Raw genomic sequence first — 19,645 nt, 5'->3', positions numbered from 1 at the left:
TGTTCTAAATTGAATTATGAAGAAATGCCTGATCGGTTAATATTAAACTATAGGTATCTAAAAATTGTAATGTTTGAAGAAACAAAGCATTTATTTGAAGATCGTCCATACGTGATAGAACAATGGCACAAAGATGCATACGATATGACAAATGAGGAGACTACAAGTCAAGTACCCTGTGAAGCGATGTGTTCTAGTTTTCGCGCTCTATTCTCTCTATTTACTCAGTCTCTATTTTTTGGAGAACATATTACGAAGCTCATGATACGCGAAGCTGTGGAACGCTACAAAGATACGATAAAAATATTATTAACCGGTCATTTTCAACAAGAATTTCCTAATGTTGAGATTAAACGCAGTTTAAATGAAGAGAAAATTAAGGAAGTTATAGATAGGGATTACATCTATTCTAGCATGGATATGGACTTTCACTTGATGCGTGATATTGTTACAAAGAAAAAAGAGTATAAACCAAGTGATACAGGATATCTTACTACTGAGATTATTGATAACAAAGGAAAAGTTAGAGGAATGGCCGAGCTCAGGCCAAACGATGCTAACATTCCCCAGTTAGCAGCTGATCAACAAGAAATGTGGTTAGAACTCATTGAATCTACACTTAGTTCATTAGATGAGATGACAGCTGATCTTTTTGATCTTATTACATATCTTTGGATGGTATCTCCGAGAGATAATGAAGGGTACATAGAATTCCATAGTAATGATGCCTTACGTCTAAGAAACCTAAAGAAGCGCACATCTAAAGGTCGAGAGCTTGATTTTCGTGAAGAAGACCGATTTAATATCATGAAGCGTGTAGCAGCTCTCTCTTCCATTTGGGTATCTCTGGGGGAACAGAAGATCAAAGTTATAAATGCAGAAGAAATGGAAGATAATGAACTTTATAAATTCATAGACTTTCAACGTATGTTTGAAATCGGAAAGATTCGTGTAGCATATGACAAGAAATCGAATGAAGCCAAAGGAATCTACGCGGTTCAGGTGAAACCCACTTCCATCCTTACACCGTATTTAGAAGGACCTAATCGATCAATCGGCATTCTCGACTTAAAGATTTTTCAGTATAGTCACTATACACAAAGAGAGCAGAAACGTTTAGGTCGGTATTTGAACCTTCAATGGAAGATTCGTACAATGCGTCGATCTCTTCAGCAGCCATTTAAAGTGGCTACCCTTTTAAAAGTTATGGACATTTCTTCTCGTTATAATGGCGTTCAGGTACGAGACAAGTTTGAGAATGTACTCGATGAGCTTCAAAAGGACGATGTGATTAAAAGTTGGAAGTATACAGAGGAGATTGATGAAGAAATCATTGGAAAGAAAGGGTGGGTCACTAGTTATTGGTCTAAGATTAACGTATTAATTCTTCCAAACGATTCTGTAGTGAAAGAGAATCAAAAGAATTTACTCTCCTCTTCTGCAGTTAGTTACGATGAGAAGATTATTGCACAAGCCACGACGATGAATGACGGACATTCTTTAAGCATACCATATAATTCTCCATGGAAAACCGTTCAGAAAGAGACAGCCGTTACAGTGGATTATACAAATTTAGTAAAAGGTAATGTTTCGTTCACAAAGAGTCAAGAAATCATCTTATCACCTGAAACCATGAAGAACATGATTGATTCACTTAATGTCAGTATCCGCCAGACAGCAAGTGAGATAGGAATCGCTCACACTACCCTCTCACGCTACTTACGTGGAGAAAATAAACGTCAAAACAAAAATAATGACGAAAAGATGCTCAACTGGTTAAAAGAAAAAAGTATTATGTAACTATTAACAATGACAACAACATTTATGTTGTTGTCATTGTTAAGTTAAGACGTATTTAGGAAATATGAAACAAGGTCAAACGATGTATATATGATCACATTAACAACAATCATATACACATATAATACATATGTTATTTACAACATATGTATTATATTATAAATACACATTATTTTATACAAATAATAATGCAACAATGTTATCTTTTAAATTAATCGTGTGAACATTGCTAATGTAGATATTACCTTTAACTTTAATACTATTATTAACGGTATTAATATAATAAACAACATAATTGAATTTAACATGTGATAGTACAATAAATCTATTATTATCAATAGTATCATGATATTTTTTGAATGTATTGTATTCATTATTATCAAAGTCAACATTATACTATTCAATATTATGAGCAATGGAATCTCTGACCCCTTTTGCCATTTAATATGAACAAACAGAGAAAGGTTTTCCTGAATGAGGAAGTACAATTTTAACAATTAAACTCAATTTTTTAATACGTTTTTCCAGATCTAAATAAATGTATTAACATACATAAAAATAGTTTGATTTTGATCCTAATAGTACTAAAAAAAGCAATTTATGAATGCTTAAACATATGTCAACAATGATACATATGATATATTTGTACATGTTATTATTATTTTTAACAACATATAAATACATCAATATGTTATAATTGTTATTGTTTTTATGATTGAGTATGTCGACAAAATACACAATGTTGCCGCATTATACTGTGTATTATTGTCGATAACTTTCTAAAGGTTTTTGACTATTTTGATGATAAAATGAAAAGTAACAAATTGAAGAACAATTGTGAGGTGTTAATTTTGACAGCAAAAATCATTACGTTTGGAATCAGCAAAGGTGGTTGCTCAAAGTCGATTAGTAGTGGCATCACATCATACCTGCTCAGCAAGAAAGACAGAGTGCTTACAGTTGATATGGATGGACAAGGTAACTTAACAAGTTTCTTAACAAGTGAATATGATATCTGCAATGTCTTTGAAAAGAAAACTGTGCTTGAAGCTATCATTGATGGTGATGCAAGGAAATATATTATTAAAATTTCGGAAAACTTGGATCTCATACCGTCTAATGACTTTCTCGCTACTTTACCGCGTATGATGTATGAAAATGGCCTTGGATTGGATGCATTGCAAAAAGCTTTAGAACCTGTAATGGAAGACTACGATTGGATCATAATAGATACTCCACCTGCACTTTCGGAACATACTGTAATGCCTTTAAGTACATACACAAGAGGAGGAAGTTACGCGGTTGTCATGTTCGATGGTTCTATGTTTGCTTATTATGCCATTCCTAAGTTTCTGGAAATCATTGAAGGTGCAAAAGAACGGTACAACCCAAATCTTGAAACAGCTGGCATTTTATTTTCCCTTATTGATGCACGAGCAAAAGAAAACGAAATTATGGAAGAATCCGTCGATGAAGATTACCCTGGTGTTCGCTTTAAGACGATTATTAAAAGAAAAGCAGCAACTAGACGTTTGGCAATTACCGGGTTTGATGAGAATCCCGAACTAAAAAATGCGCTTGAGTACTATATTCCATTTGTGAAGGAGCTGAAGAAACGTGTCAAAAAAGAGCAACCTCAAGGATAAGATAAAAAAACCCAATGCCACACAGGCCTTCTTTAATTCATATGACAATGTTGATGATAAAAATGTAGAACAAAATGATAATATCATTGAAAAAGTTGTTGAAGATGTCATCGTCAACGATGATGAAATAGCTAGTAAAATATATGATATTAACGACAACAACAATGACAACGATGTTAATGATAATAATAACATTGATGCGGATGAAGATGACGATTATCTTCGAATGCTTGCATCTGGTAACAAAGTTAAAAAGCAAAAACGGAAAAAAGTATTCACTTCTTTCTACATGGATCCTGATCTTGCTATTGAGGTAGATAACATCGCTTCACGTGGTGAAAAGGGGGATAAGTCAAAACTAATTAACAAAGCCATTAGAAGTTTGTTAGAACAATATGGTGTCATGAATAAAAGCCGCTAACTTAGCGGCTTTTATTCGTTAAGAGAAACAACAAGTTTGAATTGTTTATAATTAATTACACATGGTGGCATATTCTATTATGTAATCCCTCATTTTAAAGGTGCTTTTAAAGTAATAGCACGTTCTAAGGTTGAAGTAATAGAAATGTCGTTAAAGTCTAATCCCAATTGAACAGTTGTATGTGCTATTTCTGGTCTAATACCGGAAAGCGTGCTTTTTACACCTAACAAATCTAAAGTATTAATTAATTGAAAAATTTGCTGAGCAACCATAGTATCTATGATTAATACACCAGAAAGATCTATAAAAAGATGATCTAGCCCCTTTTCAGAACAACTGTTTAGAGTGTGTTGAAGTATATGCTTCGCTCTAACAGTATCTATCTCACCGATTAAAGGGAGGAGTCCAGTAGTTTTATTAAGTAAAATGATAGGAGAGCTTAGTTCCAGTATCATCTCCTTTTGGGCTTCCAATTGAGACGCGGCATAATTGTTAATTTCTTGTGTAAACCAAACTAAAACTTTTGCGAATGTTTGTATAATACTGTTTCTCCATTGATTTTCTGTTTCGCGATCGTATTCAGCTGGCTTTTTCTCAACGAATTCATTTAACAGTTTTAAGTATTGATCTTGTGTTCTAAATAGTTCTCTTAGTACAAGATGAATTGGCGTTTCTAAATGATTTTTATCTCTAGCAATACTAACAACCCATGGTTCAAAACTTTCTAAAAAGTCTTTCTCTGTAATTGATTGATCAAATAGTGTACAGAATCGCTTATGAAACTCATAGTTTTGTTGCTTAATCGACTTAATTACAGCTGGATCATTAGATGAATATATACCATTTGGATCACTTTTATCTAGAGAATTATACCAACTCTCTGTCAATTCTTTTGTTTTTTCACACATAAAATGAAGCAGTTTATCATCCTTGTTCATATAATTTCTTAACTCCTTACAGAATATCATACCTAAAATTATCAAATATTGGTATTTTTTAGTTACTATTAATAACATACTAACATAAATTTGAAACGGTCTTTAGGACTTACACTATTACTCCCTGTATGCTGATATTTATTCAAAAAGAGTTATTAAGATTATAAAGTATATTTCTTTTCCCATAAATATCAAGGTGCAAACACAAATCTTGTAATATAGGATTCTATCAACTATAAATGAAGGATATTTAAATGCAGAAATAACGGTAAGTGGCGAAAAAATTTGCAGCAATTAAAAGTAGGTGGTAACCCCATGTTGTAATGAGGTTACTTAAGATATGGAGTAAATAATAATGAACAAAAGATGAGATGGACGAGAAACGAAGCAAAATATACCTGAAAGATATATATTTTTTTAAAGGAAAAACACAATCGATGCAAGTATCATTTATTTCCCATTCTGTATTGTATCTCTTAATATTCTAATGGTACCAATGATAAACTTTAGTTCGTCTTCAGTAATTCTTTCTCCATCAATCTCTATGTTGTATTTCTTAGAAATTTCACTAGATGAAATATCTAGGTCCTTTATTAAGCTTTTTTCTTCCTGAGTATAGTTTTCTTGAGCTTCAAACAAAGTATGTACTTCAACAGAATAAGTATTAGCTATTTTCTCTAATAAAGATAAAGAGGGCGAATAAATCCCTCGCTCAATTTTTGATAAATTGCTGTAATCATAATTAATCTTTGAAGCAAGTTGTTTTAAAGTATCTCCATTTAATTTACGCAATTCTTTTATTTTCAGCTTCAATACATTCACTTCCTAATTTAGTGCCTTATTTATATATTAAATCGTAGTACTTGTATTAGTAAATTTAATTGTATTAGTTGGTGTATAAAGCAAATAAAATATTTATTGGTTTCTGACACCAAATAAATTATATAGCATATAGTGAATTAAGAGCTATTAAGTAGCTCGATATCACTCCTTTGATACTCCTGTTTTATTGCAGGAGTTCTTTCATTGTTTTCACTTCTAAATATGCATATACATGTTAAATGCTTTTATTTATAATATAAATATTATGGTTCGAAAGAATTCATATTAATGAAAAATAAAAATGGAGAGATCTCATATGGATAAAAAAACTATTGAACTAATTAGTTTAATACGTAAACTAATTAAAGAATACGAAACAAAACATGATGCATTAATTTTTTCATTTATAAAGAGAAATGGTGCTTACATCTATACAGAAATCACTGATAAATTACTTGAGGTTTGCCGACTACAAAAAGAGGATGTTATTAATCAAGCCATAAATAATAAACAACAGATTATCGGTGACACATACAACCAGGTATACAACAATTATGAGAAGGCCTGGAGTGGACGATCCGTGTTCTATTACCTAACACCTACAACGAATACAGATATATTCCTAATCATAACATTAGAACCTCAGTCGGATAAAGATAATAATATATACCAAGTTGATGCCCATTGTGTGGCAATAGACAAAAGGGAGCTTCATGAGGTAAAAGTTGGATTACTCGATCACTTTAGTGAACATGAGCCAATAGAATAGCTAATAATAGTATGCATTTTTTACAATGACTGTTAAGCCACACTATAAGTGGTGTTTTCAGTTTGAATTGAATTATTAAGTTATTATCTTTCGACTTCTAACCGAAAATCCGAAAATCTAACAAATACATCGACAATCATCCTAGTACCTTGCAATTGTCTTTGAGTCAAAATTGTACTAAAGAGCTCTCCGTCTACCTTTACAACTTTGATGAAAAGGTGAAATGCTCCTTCAAACAATAATCATCCGTAATCTCATCAATAAAGTAGTTATACGCCTACCACATATACATGAGATATACTGTTAATTTTCCCCATTCAGAATTATCCTTTATTATTCTCCATATGTCTTTAATAAATAATAACTCAATTCATTTGAAATCCTTCCCTTAATCTGAAACTCAAAAATATGTTCAGTTCTTTATAAAGAGAAAAAATTGACACTCTATTTACTTATTTGTAAAGTGTCCTCCTTCCCTCAAATCACTTGTTACAAGCATAGTTTACAGTACAACAGAATAAAAATAAGATTACGAAGGTTAATTTCTACATTATATGTGGCTTTTACATCTTTTTATCCGCATCACTATATTTGTGATTAATTTTAACTTTAGTTCTAAACAAGAGCTAATAATGATAGCAGCTCTTTTTCTAAATAGTCATTTAGAAAGCCTACAACTCTAAAAACTCTCTCCAATCTTTAAGGAGGTGCCTACCTGATGTACCAAATTAGGCAATTACGGAAACAAAGAGGTGACACAATAAAAACACTTGCAAGTAAAATTAAATATGATTTTAGCAATTTATCAAAAATAGAACGCGGTCTCTTAAATCCAAGTATTAAGCTCTTATCCAGAATTGCTGATGTATATGATGTTAATATCTCATATTTTCTTGATGAGAAAACCTATTCCAATGAAGAAGAAAAACTAATAGAAGATCTTGAACTCAGTAGCGAAAAACTTGCAGAAAAGTATAATTTCACTTTAGATGGAATGCATATTACAGTAAAGGAAGCTGATTTTATTATTACAATTCTTAGAAAATTAAGGGAGACAATTAGAGAAAAAGATTAACCTCATTTATCAATTTATTATTAAATTATGATTTTTTGTACAAGCCAATCTAATCAATTGGTATTTTTTGCGTTTTTTATGTTTTATTGGTTTCAAACGCCAACATAGAACATATACTATATAAATTTTGTATCTGAATCAAACTCACAGATTAAATTAAAGGTGATGAAACTAATGCCTCAATCAAATAACCGGTATATACGTGTAGAATATTTAAAAGTGCTTCAACAGATTGAAAGAAAAGGGCTAAATGTTACCGATTTTATCAAACAGTTAGAGGAACTACAGAAACAAGAAATAGATTTATCTCTCGATAACATGATGGATTTATTAAATAAATGTTTAGAACATGAATAATGGTCATTAATTCAAATAATTTGTTCAAGGAGGTTACTTTTGAAGAAGAAGATACTATTCTTTTGCGATCCAGGTATTGATGATTCCTTGGCTATAATTTATACACTCTTACACCCTAACCTTGAACTAGTTGGTATTGTGACTAGCTACGGAAACGTTACTAAGGAACAAGCTACAGCAAACGCCTACTATTTACTCAAACTAGCCAACCAAGAACATATTCCCATTATTCCAGGTGCAGCTAATCCTGTTCAACAGGATCCTGTCACCTATTATCCCGAAATTCATGGAGCTGGAGGAATAGGACCGATTCAGCCTCAAAGCGATATGAAATATCAAATTTATCCATTTGATACAATAAGATACCTATTCAATAAATACGGAAAAGAATTAATTGTAGTGGATACCGGGAGATCTACGAGCTTGGCTATAGCTTTTATCTTGTACAACCAAGAAATTACGAATGTTGGAGCGTTTTATATTATGGGGGGTGCCTTTTTTGTGCCAGGTAATGTCACCCCTTTAGCTGAAGCAAATTTCTATGGAGATCCAACCTCGAGTAATTATGTGCTAAAGTATGCACACAATTTAACAATCGTCCCTTTAAATGCCACACAGGATGCCATCTTAACCGAGCAAATTATACAACATGTTATACAACAAACAACCTCACCATTTAGAGATTTACTGAAACCCATATTTTTATACTATTACAAGGCGTATCAAAAGTTAATTCCCGGCATTCATGGTGCACCTATTCATGATCTACTTGCCATAATGCTTATTAATAACCCCTCGATAGTTAACTATATATTTTATGATGCTAAAGTAATCAATGGTGCTGGGGAAGCTAAGGGACTTTCTTATATAGATCTAAGGCCAACAGGTCAGAACGGTAAAACTCGAATCGCGACAAAACTAAATTATTCATTATTTATTGAAGATTTTATTGATGTAATGGTAAATACAGAAAGATAATAGTTTATCAATAAAAATTATGCTTCCCTTACATTTCATACAATGGATCCATTATAGATCGTCAAACATGAAAAAATATCGGATAAAAAAGCGCTGCAATGCAGTGCTTTTTACATACCTCATATTCTGTAATTTCGACTATCATCTACAAATCGTCCATATATGTTTGTAGTGAAAAAAATACTGTATTTTCTGTTATTATTAACAACAACTTTAATTTATACGCAATTATTGTTATTAAAATTGACATATACAACGACATATATTTATGTATATAATATACTTGCGAATTTATCATACAACTTATTAATATATGAGTCTAACCAAATATGTGTTTTAATACATAATATATTTTACCTAAAATTATGGAGGTAATTAAAATAGATAATAGTTGTGTATGTCAAACATTTAAAGGTTTATGTAAAGGTACTCCCCTTTTACTCTTATTAAAAGGTGCATCAGCACCTTTTCGAATTACATTTGATAAGTTTATTGATAATTGTATAATTGGCATTAGGGATGATTCACCAATTATAATCGACTGCGATTGTATATGTTCTATTGGTATTACACCTTCTTGTGTTGAAACAACATCAAGCTTCACCAATCCTACCTCAATTACAATTCCAGATTTATCTCAAGGTGTACCTTATCCTTCTCCAATTACCGTCACGGGATTAAATGGTAATATCCTTAAAGTAACCGTTGTCATCAATAATTTTAGTCACACCTTTCCAGATGACGTAGGCATCCTACTAGTTGGGCCTGGTGGCCAAAATGTAGATCTATTGGATTGCGCAGGTGGTGGAACGAATGCTGTAAACGCCACACTAACCTTTGATGATAATGCACCTAGTCAAATTGTAGGACCTGTAGTTTCCGGAACGTTCCAACCTAGCGCGTTCTGTAACCGAAATTACAATCTTTCCGCACCTACGCCACCATTCGGATCACAATTACTCGCCTTCAATGGAACGAATCCCAATGGTGCTTGGAGTCTATATGTTCAAGATTTTGTCGGTGGTGATGTAGGAATAATCGACGGTGGTTGGACACTTAATATTACTTCTTGTGAATCCTAAGGCATACTATATGATCTATCCCGTAGTAGTGGCAAGAATTATGTGTAGAAAAAATAAGAAGTGCACCTTTAAAAGGTGCACTATTTTACATATTTTACAAAGATCACCACTTCTATAACAAGTTAATAACACATCTACAAATCATCTTAAAAGTTAACAAGATAACGGCACTATGATTCTCATACTCTATTTTCGAACAAGTTAACTTTCTTTAAGCGCTGATAACTCTTTCCTTTATTCACTCGCTCTAAATATAGGTTTGTGGTAGATATATCAGAGTGACCGACCCACTCTTTTACATCAATAAGAGGTACTTCATTTTCAAGCATCGTTGTAACAAACGTATGACGAAACCAATGTGGACTAATTTTTGTGTTCACACCAGCTATCCGTACGGCCTCTTTTACAATCTTATAAAGGTGATTATAAGTAATTCTCTGACGAGTTTCTTCCTTATTATATAGAGAATAAAATAAAGGTGTTTCATCATTCATATTTATATCTGTGTTTCCTTCCCACATATTAAGATAACGAATAAGTTCTTTTTCCGTTTCTTCACGTATGGGAACCTCACGATGTTTACCACCCTTACCAATCACATTCACCCATAGTTCATCTTTCCGGTAACAAAAACTTCCTTTGTTCAAATTAACGATTTCACTCGCACGAAGTCCCGTCGTGTAAAGCAGATAACCTAGAAGTAAGTTTCGTTGTTGCAGATGTTTCTTTTTATGTTTGGTTCTCACGACTCGTGGAAAGTACTCTATCAACCTTTCCGCATCTACCTGGTTTAATTCACGTAACTGCACACGGTTCTTATTATCTTCATTTAAATAATGGCCACGTTTTATTGAAGGTTTATGAATCCAACGAGAGAGAAGTGCTGAGTAATACTTGGTGTCGTATCCAAAATCCAGCAGTCTGCGAAAAAACTCTAATTTACGGATGGCTGTCTTAGCAGCGTACTTCTCTGAGATGTATTCGTTGTACGCTTTTACTTCTGGATATCCGATGTCTGAAAAAGAGAGTTCATTTTCAGCTAAATAATCAAGTAGCGTTTTTGCATCGGCTCGATACGCTCGCTTCGTATGATGGGAGAACTCCTTCCCCTTTAGAAAAACACGTGCAAAAAAGAACATCTCGATAAAATCCCGTTCGCTTGCTTCTCTCAAATTGAGATTTCGATCTTCATCTAAAAATTTTTTATTCTCCAGATTTTGTATCAACTCTGTTAATTCTTCACTTCTACTTTTTTCTTTTGTTATTTCAAGATTATTCATGTGACTCTCCTCTCAAAATGAAAATAGAATCAGCTTATCTTTATTTAGTATTATTCATTAAGTCTTCAACTTATTTTAACACTACAACTAACTTAATAAACTACTTTTTACATATATAATGTAAATTTATTTTTATAATCAAGATAATGTTTACTTATCTTGATTATAAATAATAAGCGGTAACAGGAATGATTGTTCTATTCGCTTGTATTTGAATAGTGTTAATTCAGATTAACGATACGTGAAATTATAATATGAAGCTTAATTTTATGGCTGAAGCAGAATAAATATTCCGATTTCATTTAAATGATAAGAATTACCAAAAAGTTCAAAACCTGTCTTTTATAGAATTTTCAATATAAAAGCATTATAATTAATCAAGACTTAATACACTCGTTTTTATAATTCAAGAGCTAATTGCATCAAAATCAATAATTTCACAAGTTGTTACTAAATCTTTTACATTGGAGGAAATAAAAGATGTTGAATAGCTCTAATTCTTTTACTAAAATCGGACAAGCTCTTATTATGCAAGCGGAAACAATCTCACATCGTGTTTTAGAAGAACGATCCTCAAGATATCCTACAGTCTTTCACCAACCATATGATAAACAAAAATCTTATTCTTATATAGTGAGTTTCATAAAACTACTTGGCGAATCACTAAGTATGGAAGATGAGAAGGCAGAGTTAGTATTAATGGAATGGGCAAAAAAGACAGCTCTTTTCGCAGTCGAGTACGGTCAATCTCTTGATATTGCAATGCAGCCACTTCCATTTATACGAAGAGCGATGTTAGATTTAATCTCTAAAGATGTTAATAGTGAAGAGCTCTCTATAAATGCCTTGTTAGCGGTTATAAAAAAAATGGATATAAATATAGACCTTGCTACTCATACATTTAATGAGACTTACGTAAAAAACTATAACGAAATAAACCAACAACAAAAGAAAAGAATCACTGATTTGTCTGTCCCTGTAGTACCTCTTTTTCATAACTTAGGCGTGCTACCATTAATTGGTGAAATTGATGATGATCGAGCCGATATTTTAAGAGAGATAACACTGAAAAAGTGTATAAAGGAAAAGCTATCCTTTTTGATAATTGATATATCCGGAGTAACCTCTCTAACCCCAGAAGTTTTAAGACACCTGTTTATGCTCATTGATTCATTAAGGCTACTGGGTGTAAAAACTATTTTAACTGGAGTTCGTCCTGATATCGCTCTTACAGCTTTATCATTTGAATCAGAAATGTCAGGAATTCAAACAATGGCCTCATTAAAACAAGCACTAGAAATTTTGGGATATGGAAGAACTTTAAAAATATAATAGTATTGAAAAAAGACTTCACATCCTTGAAGGGTTATGAAGTCTTAACATTTTAAATTCATTTTACAACTTCCACTTAGGAAAAATTGTAATTCCTTCAAAAATTTCAATAGCTGATGGCATTTCTAATATTTGCTGTAAATCCTTTTTCTTAATAGGAACACCATGTCCAATAACTTCGTTAACTTGTCCGCCCTCTTGATGTGGTTCTAGAAAAATAACCAAAATAGAATCGTAATGTACGAGAGAGTCGCAGAAATAAATTACTTCTTTCCCTCCCCAAGCTGTGTCATATAGTTTTTTTAGTTTCTCCACAAATTTTTGATTGACATCAAAGAAATTTAATTTTTCACCAATAATCTCACCCTTCTTAAGCCCGAGTTCTTCAAGAAGTTCTTGGTTTATATCTTTAAAAATATAACTTTCCCCAACCTTATAAAAAACCACTGTCGATTTAATATGGTTTTGTTCGTACTTGATGATTAATTTTTTTATAATTGAATTTAACTCTACTTTTCTTTCCATTAAACCACCTAATTATTCGAGAATATGTTCATACTTATATTATACATCACAATTTTCGGACTTAATATTTTCAATATTTTACATTTTGTGATTATTAATATGATTGTTGTAATTTCTATAACCTTACGAACAAAATTCACCTTATTTTCATTAAATGGGTTACTTTCTTACTTAGAATTTTCATATAAGAAGTATGATAAATATTCTACTTACATCAAAGTAAGCATATTAATCAGGCTTGTTGTTAAAGAACTATTATTATGATGTACTAGTAGTATATTCAAGTATATTAAGGGGAGGTGAGCATGAGTAAAGAACCTAAGCTTGATATTAACGCAATTAATATGTTTATAGCCTCAATCAGTAAACAAGTATTAGCCAAGAGAAAATTTAAATATGTTACAGTATGTTACAGGTCGAATCAGTAGTACATTTATTAAAAAAACAAATATCAGTAGTGTCTGAATTTGTTGTTTTTTAAATAAGAGTCCTTTCAAAAAATAAATCATAGTGAGATTTTCTACTTGAATAACCTATTACTAAAGCCTTAAAGGTTAGAAAAATCCATCTTTTTATACTAATAAATTTATTCACTTCAAGAATAATAAGCTGGTATAAAGTTAGCCTGAATTACGTTAAAACTCTACTCATCTTAAAGTTATGATATTATACATCATACATAACATATATATTAACAAAAACATATAATTCGAAATATCCATATAAGTTGTCTTAATTAAAATGTAGAATTGAAAAATTAAATATTTTTAACCGGAATAATGAGAATGTGTATAACCCTTTTACTCACTAATATATACTGTTATCCATCAAATAAATTACTAGAGGTGTGTTATTGTGTCTCAGAATCTAAAGTTAAAGCCAAATTATAATGGACTATGGAATTTGTTAGAACATCATTCTATGAATCTAACAGATCTCAGAGTTTATGTAAGTTCAAACGCACTACTAAAAATTAACAAGAACGAATTTATTAGCCTAAAAGTTATAGCCATGCTTTGTCAAACGTTTAATTGTAACCCTGGAGATATCGTAGAGTTTACAGAGTAATATGAGTTCAGAAGGATTCATTCAGTATTTTTAGTAATGTATACTAATTCGCACAGATTAGTTTTCCAGTTCCCTCCTTGTTCCTTACAGTTTCTTTTATCCAGCCTAAATAGGAATTTAACCCTCACTAAAGATAAATAATTAATTTTGTTGAACAATATTTTGAAACTCAATCTTTAAGAAGCTTATCGTTTTTCAAGTTTCACCTATTTATCTTTAATTTCTCCTTTGTCTTCTTTAGGTAAGGGATTTATAAGTTTAAAGGGTTTATAATAATGCAGCAATTCTCCAATTATACCGTCACTTTCATTCTTTAATGAAGCGCAATGTCCTTTAATTTCTACAACACTTCCATTTAAAAAAATAGGTTCACAATAAACCACTAAAAAAATATCAGATGCTAACGGTGGAAAGAAATAATAAAAAATTTCTTGCCCATTAAATGCTATATCATATGCGTATTTCATATCTTCTGCAGGAAGTCTGCCGTTATAGATTGAACTTCCCACTACATCCTTCTCGTTAAGATTTATTGCTTGTAGGAGTTTGGTGTTAGCAGCACTAAATAAGTATTGATCCTTTACTTTTACTACTTTAAAGATCATTTCTCCATGTTCTGCTGCATAAGACCGTATCATTTTTTTTAACACATTCTTTAATTCAATCTGTTTTTGTTCACTCATATTAGCCTCCATATCACATGTTAGTAAGTAATTAGTACCAAATTATAGTTACATCATACCAATAATTGGTTTGTAGCACCATGTTTTCCCCTAAGCTACACGAAATAAACGTTACTCCAGATAGGTCTAGATACAGCTGCTTTGAAAGGTTATGATACATAATGCTTACAGCGAAAAGAGTAATCCGCTAATAGGTCTATTTTATTAATCCTAATGAAAGTATACAAAAGCAATAGATAATTAGTACTAAAAAAGATCCCTACTCGTCTCTAGATCTTTAATAAACTTTACATTGATTGTCCAAGTAAAATGAAAACTAATTTCGAATATTCGCTCCTCCCCTTCACTAATGTTAAAAACTTGAATCTTATAAATCTCATAAGCAAAGACAAATTCCAATCTTAGATTGTAATAACTGAGCAAGGTGAAGTCCGTATTACTTACAGCATATATTTCTGACTTGTTTTAGATGAATTAAAAGGACAACACTCCAATTTATATCATCACGCTGCGCAAGCGTGAAGTGCAATATCGAAATTTTATTAAAAAGGGAGAATTGAAGAAGTATTCCGTGACATACCTGAACACATATTGTTTATACAGGAGGATGCAATCTGTCGAGCATTATCGGCTTTGTTGAATCTTCTTTAAAACAATGATTCCTCAGCAAAAATCTTTAAACTCGAATATATTCATTTCCTCAGATAATTCCATCATGTAACCGAAAATTTAACACATGGCGAATAAAATTACGCGTAATCTCTTTTTAAGATGATTCTTCAAATTTTAAGCAGACGTATAAAAACGTAAATTATTTTGATATACGCTATATATAGTTTTAGAATGCTTTGTAATTAAACCAAAGCCCAGTTCTCTTTGATCCATTAAGGTCATCGGGTTTTTCAATTTCCATGGCGTTGTAATCTCGTATTTTCCTGACGCAACCTCTAAAGTAGTTAATTTCCTGATATTACTTAACGATTTTCCGGGATAAAAATCATACTTTTATTAATCAAATGTGCAATTATAAATACAGAAGACATAACTTAAATAAGCTTTCTGCAGGTAGATTGCATAGAAGTTATTCTGTAATACCCGTTCTTATAAGTGAAAAATCCACCTCCATATCATAGGTAATCTTTCTATATTTTTGATGCCATTCTCTTTTTGACAAATTTGAATGTCTAACAGAGCTTCTGTACACTTCACCAAAACCAAAAACATCTGAGTTTCGTTCTTGACAATAGGAAATAACATATTGAGCTTCTTTCTTCATCTTTTGACTAATCGCTTTCTCTAAAGCTTCTACATTTTGTGGATTAATCAGATCTATTTCACCCTGTAATTCCAATAACCGGCCTTGTATTTTAAGGTCAAGATAGAACCTAGGATCATTCTTCTCAACAAGATTAAGTTTTCGTGAACTTTTGATCGTATCAATAACAGTTGTTATTTTATGTTTTTTTTGTTTTTCATCTTTCATTTCAAAAGTTAATTCAATACTGCCAGCACGATACTCGTCTCGTATTAACTTCACAAAAAAACTCTCTTCTGCTGTTAATTTACCAACCATCTTATCGTTTCTCATGATAGCATTGCCAGAAATACGAATATGCTCGCCCTCACGTTTAACCAGAGGTAAAATAGGATCAATACCATCCGAGTAATAACTTTGTTGTACTTCTTGAAGTGTGGCGTTAGAAATTTGCTCCTTATCTGTTAATTGCTGAATTTGATTATATAAATGCTGTCCAACATCAGGCATATTTTCATATTGGTGTTCCAAAAGAGATTTCGTGGAACCTTCCACTATTGCAAGATAAGTAAGATCACTAATAGAAGGATCTCTAGCAAGTGTATCTGCATATGGTCTAATTCCCCTTTTTGCAATTTTATCGTTATACAAAGCGACACGAAGCTGTCCAGATTCTAAAACTTTTGAGGTTTCTAAATTTCCGTTTATCCTTCCGCCTTTACTAGTAAGAGCTTCACTTGATATGACGTCAATATTTCTAGCTGCTTCAGGATCAATCTGTAAGATCACCATGGTAGAACTTATTTTTTTCTTACCAACTAAGTCATATCCCACAGTAGTAATTAATCCTATGTCTTCAAGTATCTTCTTATCTGAACAACTAGTAAGTAATAAAGTACAAATTAATGTAATGATTAGAGGTATAGAACGTTTCAATTTCATGACTTGCTCCTTGAACTAATTTTTTTCTTAACCCAAGCAATACCATATAATAAAAACGGATAACAAAATACAACATAAAAAGCGCATTTTGCAAAGTAATCGTTAAGCATGTTCACTTGATTTCGCGTAACGATAAGTTGCACTCCAATCATAACAATTACAGATAATAACCAAATGCTTTTTTCCTCTTTTATTTGAAACATCCGTTTGATTCCTTGGCATGCAGACCACATATAGAAGATGAGATTAGGTAGAATGATTAACATCCAAAATGTGATCGCCACGTACTCAAAACGCTCAATAAAAGGCAGGTGTACAACTTTAAACAAGGATAATGTTGCCCAGACAGTTCTCTCTAGTTGTGTCCCGCTAAAATAAACAATTGCTACAATCATAAGGGTTGTATAAATTAATGTAGTAAATAGTAACCCATATTGAGCAAACCTTTGTACTTTTTCCTTTTCTTTTAAGAAAGGATAGATGGTGTATAGAATTTCAAACCCCAACACCGTGAATGTCATATTAAAAGCCCCTTTTAATAAGGATGCGATATCTGCCTCTAATAAAGGCAGCATTTGATCCCATCTTGCATACTGCAAAGGATACATTAAGAAGAGGAGTAGCCAAAGCGAAAGAGTTACACTAAAGAAGGAGATACCGATAATACTTCGTACACCAGAAGTGATTCCATAGATCACAAGCAAGAGCATGGAAAAAGATAGAAACCATAGCGGCAACTCAGGAAAGATCCAGGCCTGGATGACCTCTATGTAGTTTCGTAGCACCACAAAAAAACTAAGAAGTGAGTAAAAGATATAAACAACGTTAAACAGCTTACCTAGTAGTACTCCGTATACATCATGATGTATACCATAAATATCTGAAGAATCATACAGCTCTAAGGTTTTGATTATCACATAAACAAGAATATTGGTACCAAAACCAGATATTAATACAGAAATCCATGCATCTTGTTGTGCATCTTGGTAGATGATACGCTGAAAACCTTGAAGGCCTACTCCAATCTGGGTAGCATGGACAACAAAGAACACCATAAACGCATTGACCATATTGTTTGGTTTTATTCTTTGAAGTACTTCCATAACTCAACCCACCTTTAATTTACTTCATCCGGTTTGTATTTTGTTTTGTCCTGTGGTCTTGATAAAGTTGGTCTCTTAAACGTGTTTGTAAATGGTAGCCGCACGATACTGTCAGCCCAATCTCTAAATCGGGGAGGATAGAAAGGCGCCATATACGGACTTCCAAGAGTTGATAGTCTTAACAAATGAATTAAAATGATGCAAAAACTAAACATGATACCATAAAAACCCCAAAATCCTGCTAAGAATAGAATTGGAAAGCGTATGATTCGGATAAGACTACCCATCGTATAACTTGGAGTTGTAAATGATGCTAGAGCACCTAATGCAACGATAATTATCAGGATATTACTCGTAAAACCGGCTTGAACAGCTGCTGTACCAATTACAATACCGCCAACGATACCCATGGTCTGTCCCACTTTGGTAGGTAATCTAGCACCTGCTTCTCTAAGAAGTTCGATTATAAATTCAAGCAACAAAGCTTCAAATAATGGTGGGAAAGGAACCCTAGACCTTGATTCTCCTAGAGGAACTAATAAAGCTTGTGGAATGACTTCATAATGAAAAGTGAGAGCTGCGACATATAGTGCCGTAAAAAATACGGATAGAAGCATAGCGATAAAACGTAACAACCGTATGAACGTTGCGATCGGCCAACGAACGTTATAATCTTCACGACTCTCAAAAAACTCAATAAAAGACAGTGGACAAAGAATTGCCATTGTACTCCCATCTACTAAGACGGCGATTTTACCATTTAGAAGGCCATCACATATACGATCTGGTCTTTCAGTTAATAGCATTTGAGGGAAAATTGAAAGAGCATTATCGTTTATTAACTGATTTAAAACTGCACTATCAAGTAAGCCATCGAGTTGAATGGATGATATTTTTTCATTTAATCTTGATACATGATCTTTTGAAGCAAGTCCTTCTATATATAGAACTGAAACGGCAGTATGCGTTCTTTTGCCAATAATGAATAACTCATTTTTTAAATCGGGAGTTACCAGTGTCCTTCTAATTATAGAAACGTTTGTTGAAAGGCTTTCATTAAAACCTACTTGAGGACCTATAACTTGAGATTCGTTTTCAGGTTTACTAAGGGAACGGTGGTTATTCAGAGGTATTTTTGCAAGAATTATTTCTTTAGCACCCTGCACATGGATTCCAACACTCCCTTTAAGCACCATGATAATAGCATGTTCAAAGTCGGGTGATTTTTCTACATCATGAACGGCTATGTCATGAATGATTTGTTTTGATGTGGAATACTCTTCTCTTTTTAACCTACCTATTATGTTTCGATTAAATTCATGATCATCTACTTGGTTCTCTATGTAGAACAACGTTATATTTAATAGTGTTATCACTTTGAGATCTGATGTGTGGTGTAGTTTCTTTTGCACTAATGATAATAATTGCGCAGCTTCAACTGGAATATCATCGCACGATTCATTTTCAACTGAACGGATGGAATCGTTAGGGTCAACTTTCGTGGTCCTTCTCTTTTTAAACACAACCTCACCTCTGCATTTAGTTTCAACACAAAAGTTAAAAATATAC

The 19,645-nt window shown here is 32.4% G+C and carries 18 protein-coding genes; 10 read left to right on the top strand and 8 right to left on the bottom strand.

Annotated features, from left to right (window positions below; genetic code table 11):
- Window positions 1-9: 9 nt before the first annotated feature.
- The 3 genes from IHV10_RS19800 to IHV10_RS19790 all read left to right on the top strand — a co-directional run bounded on the left by IHV10_RS19800 (window position 10) and on the right by IHV10_RS19790 (window position 3,867).
- Window positions 10-1,800, top strand: coding sequence for a hypothetical protein (locus tag IHV10_RS19800; protein WP_197133592.1), 1,791 nt, complete (start codon window positions 10-12; stop codon window positions 1,798-1,800).
- 851 nt (window positions 1,801-2,651) lie between these two features.
- On the top strand, window positions 2,652-3,446 hold the full coding sequence (locus IHV10_RS19795; protein WP_197133590.1) for a ParA family protein: 795 nt from the start codon (window positions 2,652-2,654) through the stop codon (window positions 3,444-3,446).
- On the top strand, window positions 3,418-3,867 hold the full coding sequence (locus IHV10_RS19790) for a hypothetical protein (RefSeq protein ID WP_197133588.1): 450 nt from the start codon (window positions 3,418-3,420) through the stop codon (window positions 3,865-3,867). The genes IHV10_RS19795 and IHV10_RS19790 overlap by 29 nt, the downstream gene beginning before the upstream one ends.
- 89 nt (window positions 3,868-3,956) lie before the next feature.
- Here IHV10_RS19790 and IHV10_RS19785 read toward each other — a convergent pair whose 3' ends face one another.
- A complete protein-coding gene (locus IHV10_RS19785; protein ID WP_197133586.1) occupies window positions 3,957-4,805 on the bottom strand; it encodes an STAS domain-containing protein in 849 nt (282 codons plus the stop codon).
- A gap of 450 nt (window positions 4,806-5,255) precedes the next feature.
- The gene (locus tag IHV10_RS19780) at window positions 5,256-5,627 is read right to left on the bottom strand and encodes a helix-turn-helix domain-containing protein (protein WP_370629679.1); all 372 of its coding nucleotides are present in this window, start codon (window positions 5,625-5,627) and stop codon (window positions 5,256-5,258) included.
- Window positions 5,628-5,943: 316 nt separating this feature from the next.
- On the opposite strand from IHV10_RS19780, the gene IHV10_RS19775 reads away from it, so the two are divergent.
- The 5 genes from IHV10_RS19775 (at window position 5,944) to IHV10_RS19755 (ending at window position 9,888) form a co-directional block, all read left to right on the top strand.
- The gene (locus tag IHV10_RS19775; RefSeq protein WP_197133582.1) at window positions 5,944-6,396 is read left to right on the top strand and encodes a hypothetical protein; all 453 of its coding nucleotides are present in this window, start codon (window positions 5,944-5,946) and stop codon (window positions 6,394-6,396) included.
- Window positions 6,397-7,114: 718 nt separating this feature from the next.
- On the top strand, window positions 7,115-7,471 hold the full coding sequence (locus IHV10_RS19770) for a helix-turn-helix domain-containing protein (protein WP_231618417.1): 357 nt from the start codon (window positions 7,115-7,117) through the stop codon (window positions 7,469-7,471).
- A gap of 174 nt (window positions 7,472-7,645) precedes the next feature.
- Window positions 7,646-7,828 (top strand): hypothetical protein, encoded by a 183-nt coding sequence (locus IHV10_RS19765; protein WP_197133580.1) that lies wholly within the window; start codon window positions 7,646-7,648, stop codon window positions 7,826-7,828.
- A 39-nt stretch (window positions 7,829-7,867) separates the two neighbouring features.
- The gene (locus IHV10_RS19760) at window positions 7,868-8,806 is read left to right on the top strand and encodes a nucleoside hydrolase (RefSeq protein ID WP_197133578.1); all 939 of its coding nucleotides are present in this window, start codon (window positions 7,868-7,870) and stop codon (window positions 8,804-8,806) included.
- A gap of 365 nt (window positions 8,807-9,171) precedes the next feature.
- Window positions 9,172-9,888: a proprotein convertase P-domain-containing protein gene (locus IHV10_RS19755; RefSeq protein WP_197133577.1), complete on the top strand. Its 717-nt coding sequence runs from the start codon at window positions 9,172-9,174 to the stop codon at window positions 9,886-9,888.
- A 179-nt stretch (window positions 9,889-10,067) separates the two neighbouring features.
- Here IHV10_RS19755 and IHV10_RS19750 read toward each other — a convergent pair whose 3' ends face one another.
- Window positions 10,068-11,168: a tyrosine-type recombinase/integrase gene (locus tag IHV10_RS19750; protein ID WP_197133576.1), complete on the bottom strand. Its 1,101-nt coding sequence runs from the start codon at window positions 11,166-11,168 to the stop codon at window positions 10,068-10,070.
- 480 nt (window positions 11,169-11,648) lie between these two features.
- Here IHV10_RS19750 and IHV10_RS19745 point away from each other — a divergent pair, with 480 nt between their 5' ends.
- Window positions 11,649-12,500 (top strand): STAS domain-containing protein, encoded by an 852-nt coding sequence (locus tag IHV10_RS19745; RefSeq protein WP_197133575.1) that lies wholly within the window; start codon window positions 11,649-11,651, stop codon window positions 12,498-12,500.
- A 63-nt stretch (window positions 12,501-12,563) separates the two neighbouring features.
- On the opposite strand, the gene IHV10_RS19740 is transcribed toward IHV10_RS19745, so the two are convergent.
- Window positions 12,564-13,025, bottom strand: coding sequence for a hypothetical protein (locus IHV10_RS19740; RefSeq protein ID WP_197133574.1), 462 nt, complete (start codon window positions 13,023-13,025; stop codon window positions 12,564-12,566).
- 855 nt (window positions 13,026-13,880) lie between these two features.
- Between IHV10_RS19740 and IHV10_RS19735 the strand changes: the two genes are divergently transcribed.
- Window positions 13,881-14,093, top strand: a complete 213-nt coding sequence (locus tag IHV10_RS19735) for a helix-turn-helix domain-containing protein (RefSeq protein ID WP_197133573.1) — start codon at window positions 13,881-13,883, stop codon at window positions 14,091-14,093.
- A gap of 206 nt (window positions 14,094-14,299) precedes the next feature.
- On the opposite strand, the gene IHV10_RS19730 is transcribed toward IHV10_RS19735, so the two are convergent.
- From IHV10_RS19730 to IHV10_RS19715, 4 genes are all read right to left on the bottom strand, one after another.
- Window positions 14,300-14,776: a hypothetical protein gene (locus IHV10_RS19730; protein WP_197133572.1), complete on the bottom strand. Its 477-nt coding sequence runs from the start codon at window positions 14,774-14,776 to the stop codon at window positions 14,300-14,302.
- Between the two features lie 1,081 nt (window positions 14,777-15,857).
- On the bottom strand, window positions 15,858-16,973 hold the full coding sequence (locus tag IHV10_RS19725; protein WP_197133571.1) for a Ger(x)C family spore germination protein: 1,116 nt from the start codon (window positions 16,971-16,973) through the stop codon (window positions 15,858-15,860).
- Window positions 16,970-18,076, bottom strand: coding sequence for a GerAB/ArcD/ProY family transporter (locus tag IHV10_RS19720; RefSeq protein WP_197133569.1), 1,107 nt, complete (start codon window positions 18,074-18,076; stop codon window positions 16,970-16,972). The genes IHV10_RS19725 and IHV10_RS19720 overlap by 4 nt, the downstream gene beginning before the upstream one ends.
- Before the next feature lie 14 nt (window positions 18,077-18,090).
- The gene (locus tag IHV10_RS19715) at window positions 18,091-19,599 is read right to left on the bottom strand and encodes a spore germination protein (protein WP_197133567.1); all 1,509 of its coding nucleotides are present in this window, start codon (window positions 19,597-19,599) and stop codon (window positions 18,091-18,093) included.
- Window positions 19,600-19,645: the final 46 nt, after the last annotated feature.

It is taken from the genome of Fictibacillus sp. 5RED26 (assembly GCF_015903895.1).
Taxonomy (GTDB): Bacteria; Bacillota; Bacilli; order Bacillales; family Fictibacillaceae; genus Fictibacillus; species Fictibacillus phosphorivorans.
Note: the sequence above shows the minus strand (reverse complement) of the source record. Positions and strands in the feature narration are given on the sequence as shown.

Excerpts from the sequence above, each read along its gene's own strand:
- IHV10_RS19755 (WP_197133577.1), top strand. The coding sequence starts at position 9,172 with ATGGAGGTAATTAAAATAGATAATAGTTGTGTATGTCAAACATTTAAA.
- IHV10_RS19775 (WP_197133582.1), top strand. The coding sequence starts at position 5,944 with ATGGATAAAAAAACTATTGAACTAATTAGTTTAATACGTAAACTAATT.
- IHV10_RS19770 (WP_231618417.1), top strand. The coding sequence starts at position 7,115 with ATGTACCAAATTAGGCAATTACGGAAACAAAGAGGTGACACAATAAAA.
- IHV10_RS19730 (WP_197133572.1), bottom strand. The coding sequence starts at position 14,776 with ATGAGTGAACAAAAACAGATTGAATTAAAGAATGTGTTAAAAAAAATG.
- IHV10_RS19785 (WP_197133586.1), bottom strand. The coding sequence starts at position 4,805 with ATGAACAAGGATGATAAACTGCTTCATTTTATGTGTGAAAAAACAAAA.
- IHV10_RS19720 (WP_197133569.1), bottom strand. The coding sequence starts at position 18,076 with ATGGAAGTACTTCAAAGAATAAAACCAAACAATATGGTCAATGCGTTT.
- IHV10_RS19745 (WP_197133575.1), top strand. The coding sequence starts at position 11,649 with ATGTTGAATAGCTCTAATTCTTTTACTAAAATCGGACAAGCTCTTATT.
- IHV10_RS19725 (WP_197133571.1), bottom strand. The coding sequence starts at position 16,973 with ATGAAATTGAAACGTTCTATACCTCTAATCATTACATTAATTTGTACT.
- IHV10_RS19765 (WP_197133580.1), top strand. The coding sequence starts at position 7,646 with ATGCCTCAATCAAATAACCGGTATATACGTGTAGAATATTTAAAAGTG.
- IHV10_RS19740 (WP_197133574.1), bottom strand. The coding sequence starts at position 13,025 with ATGGAAAGAAAAGTAGAGTTAAATTCAATTATAAAAAAATTAATCATC.
- IHV10_RS19750 (WP_197133576.1), bottom strand. The coding sequence starts at position 11,168 with ATGAATAATCTTGAAATAACAAAAGAAAAAAGTAGAAGTGAAGAATTA.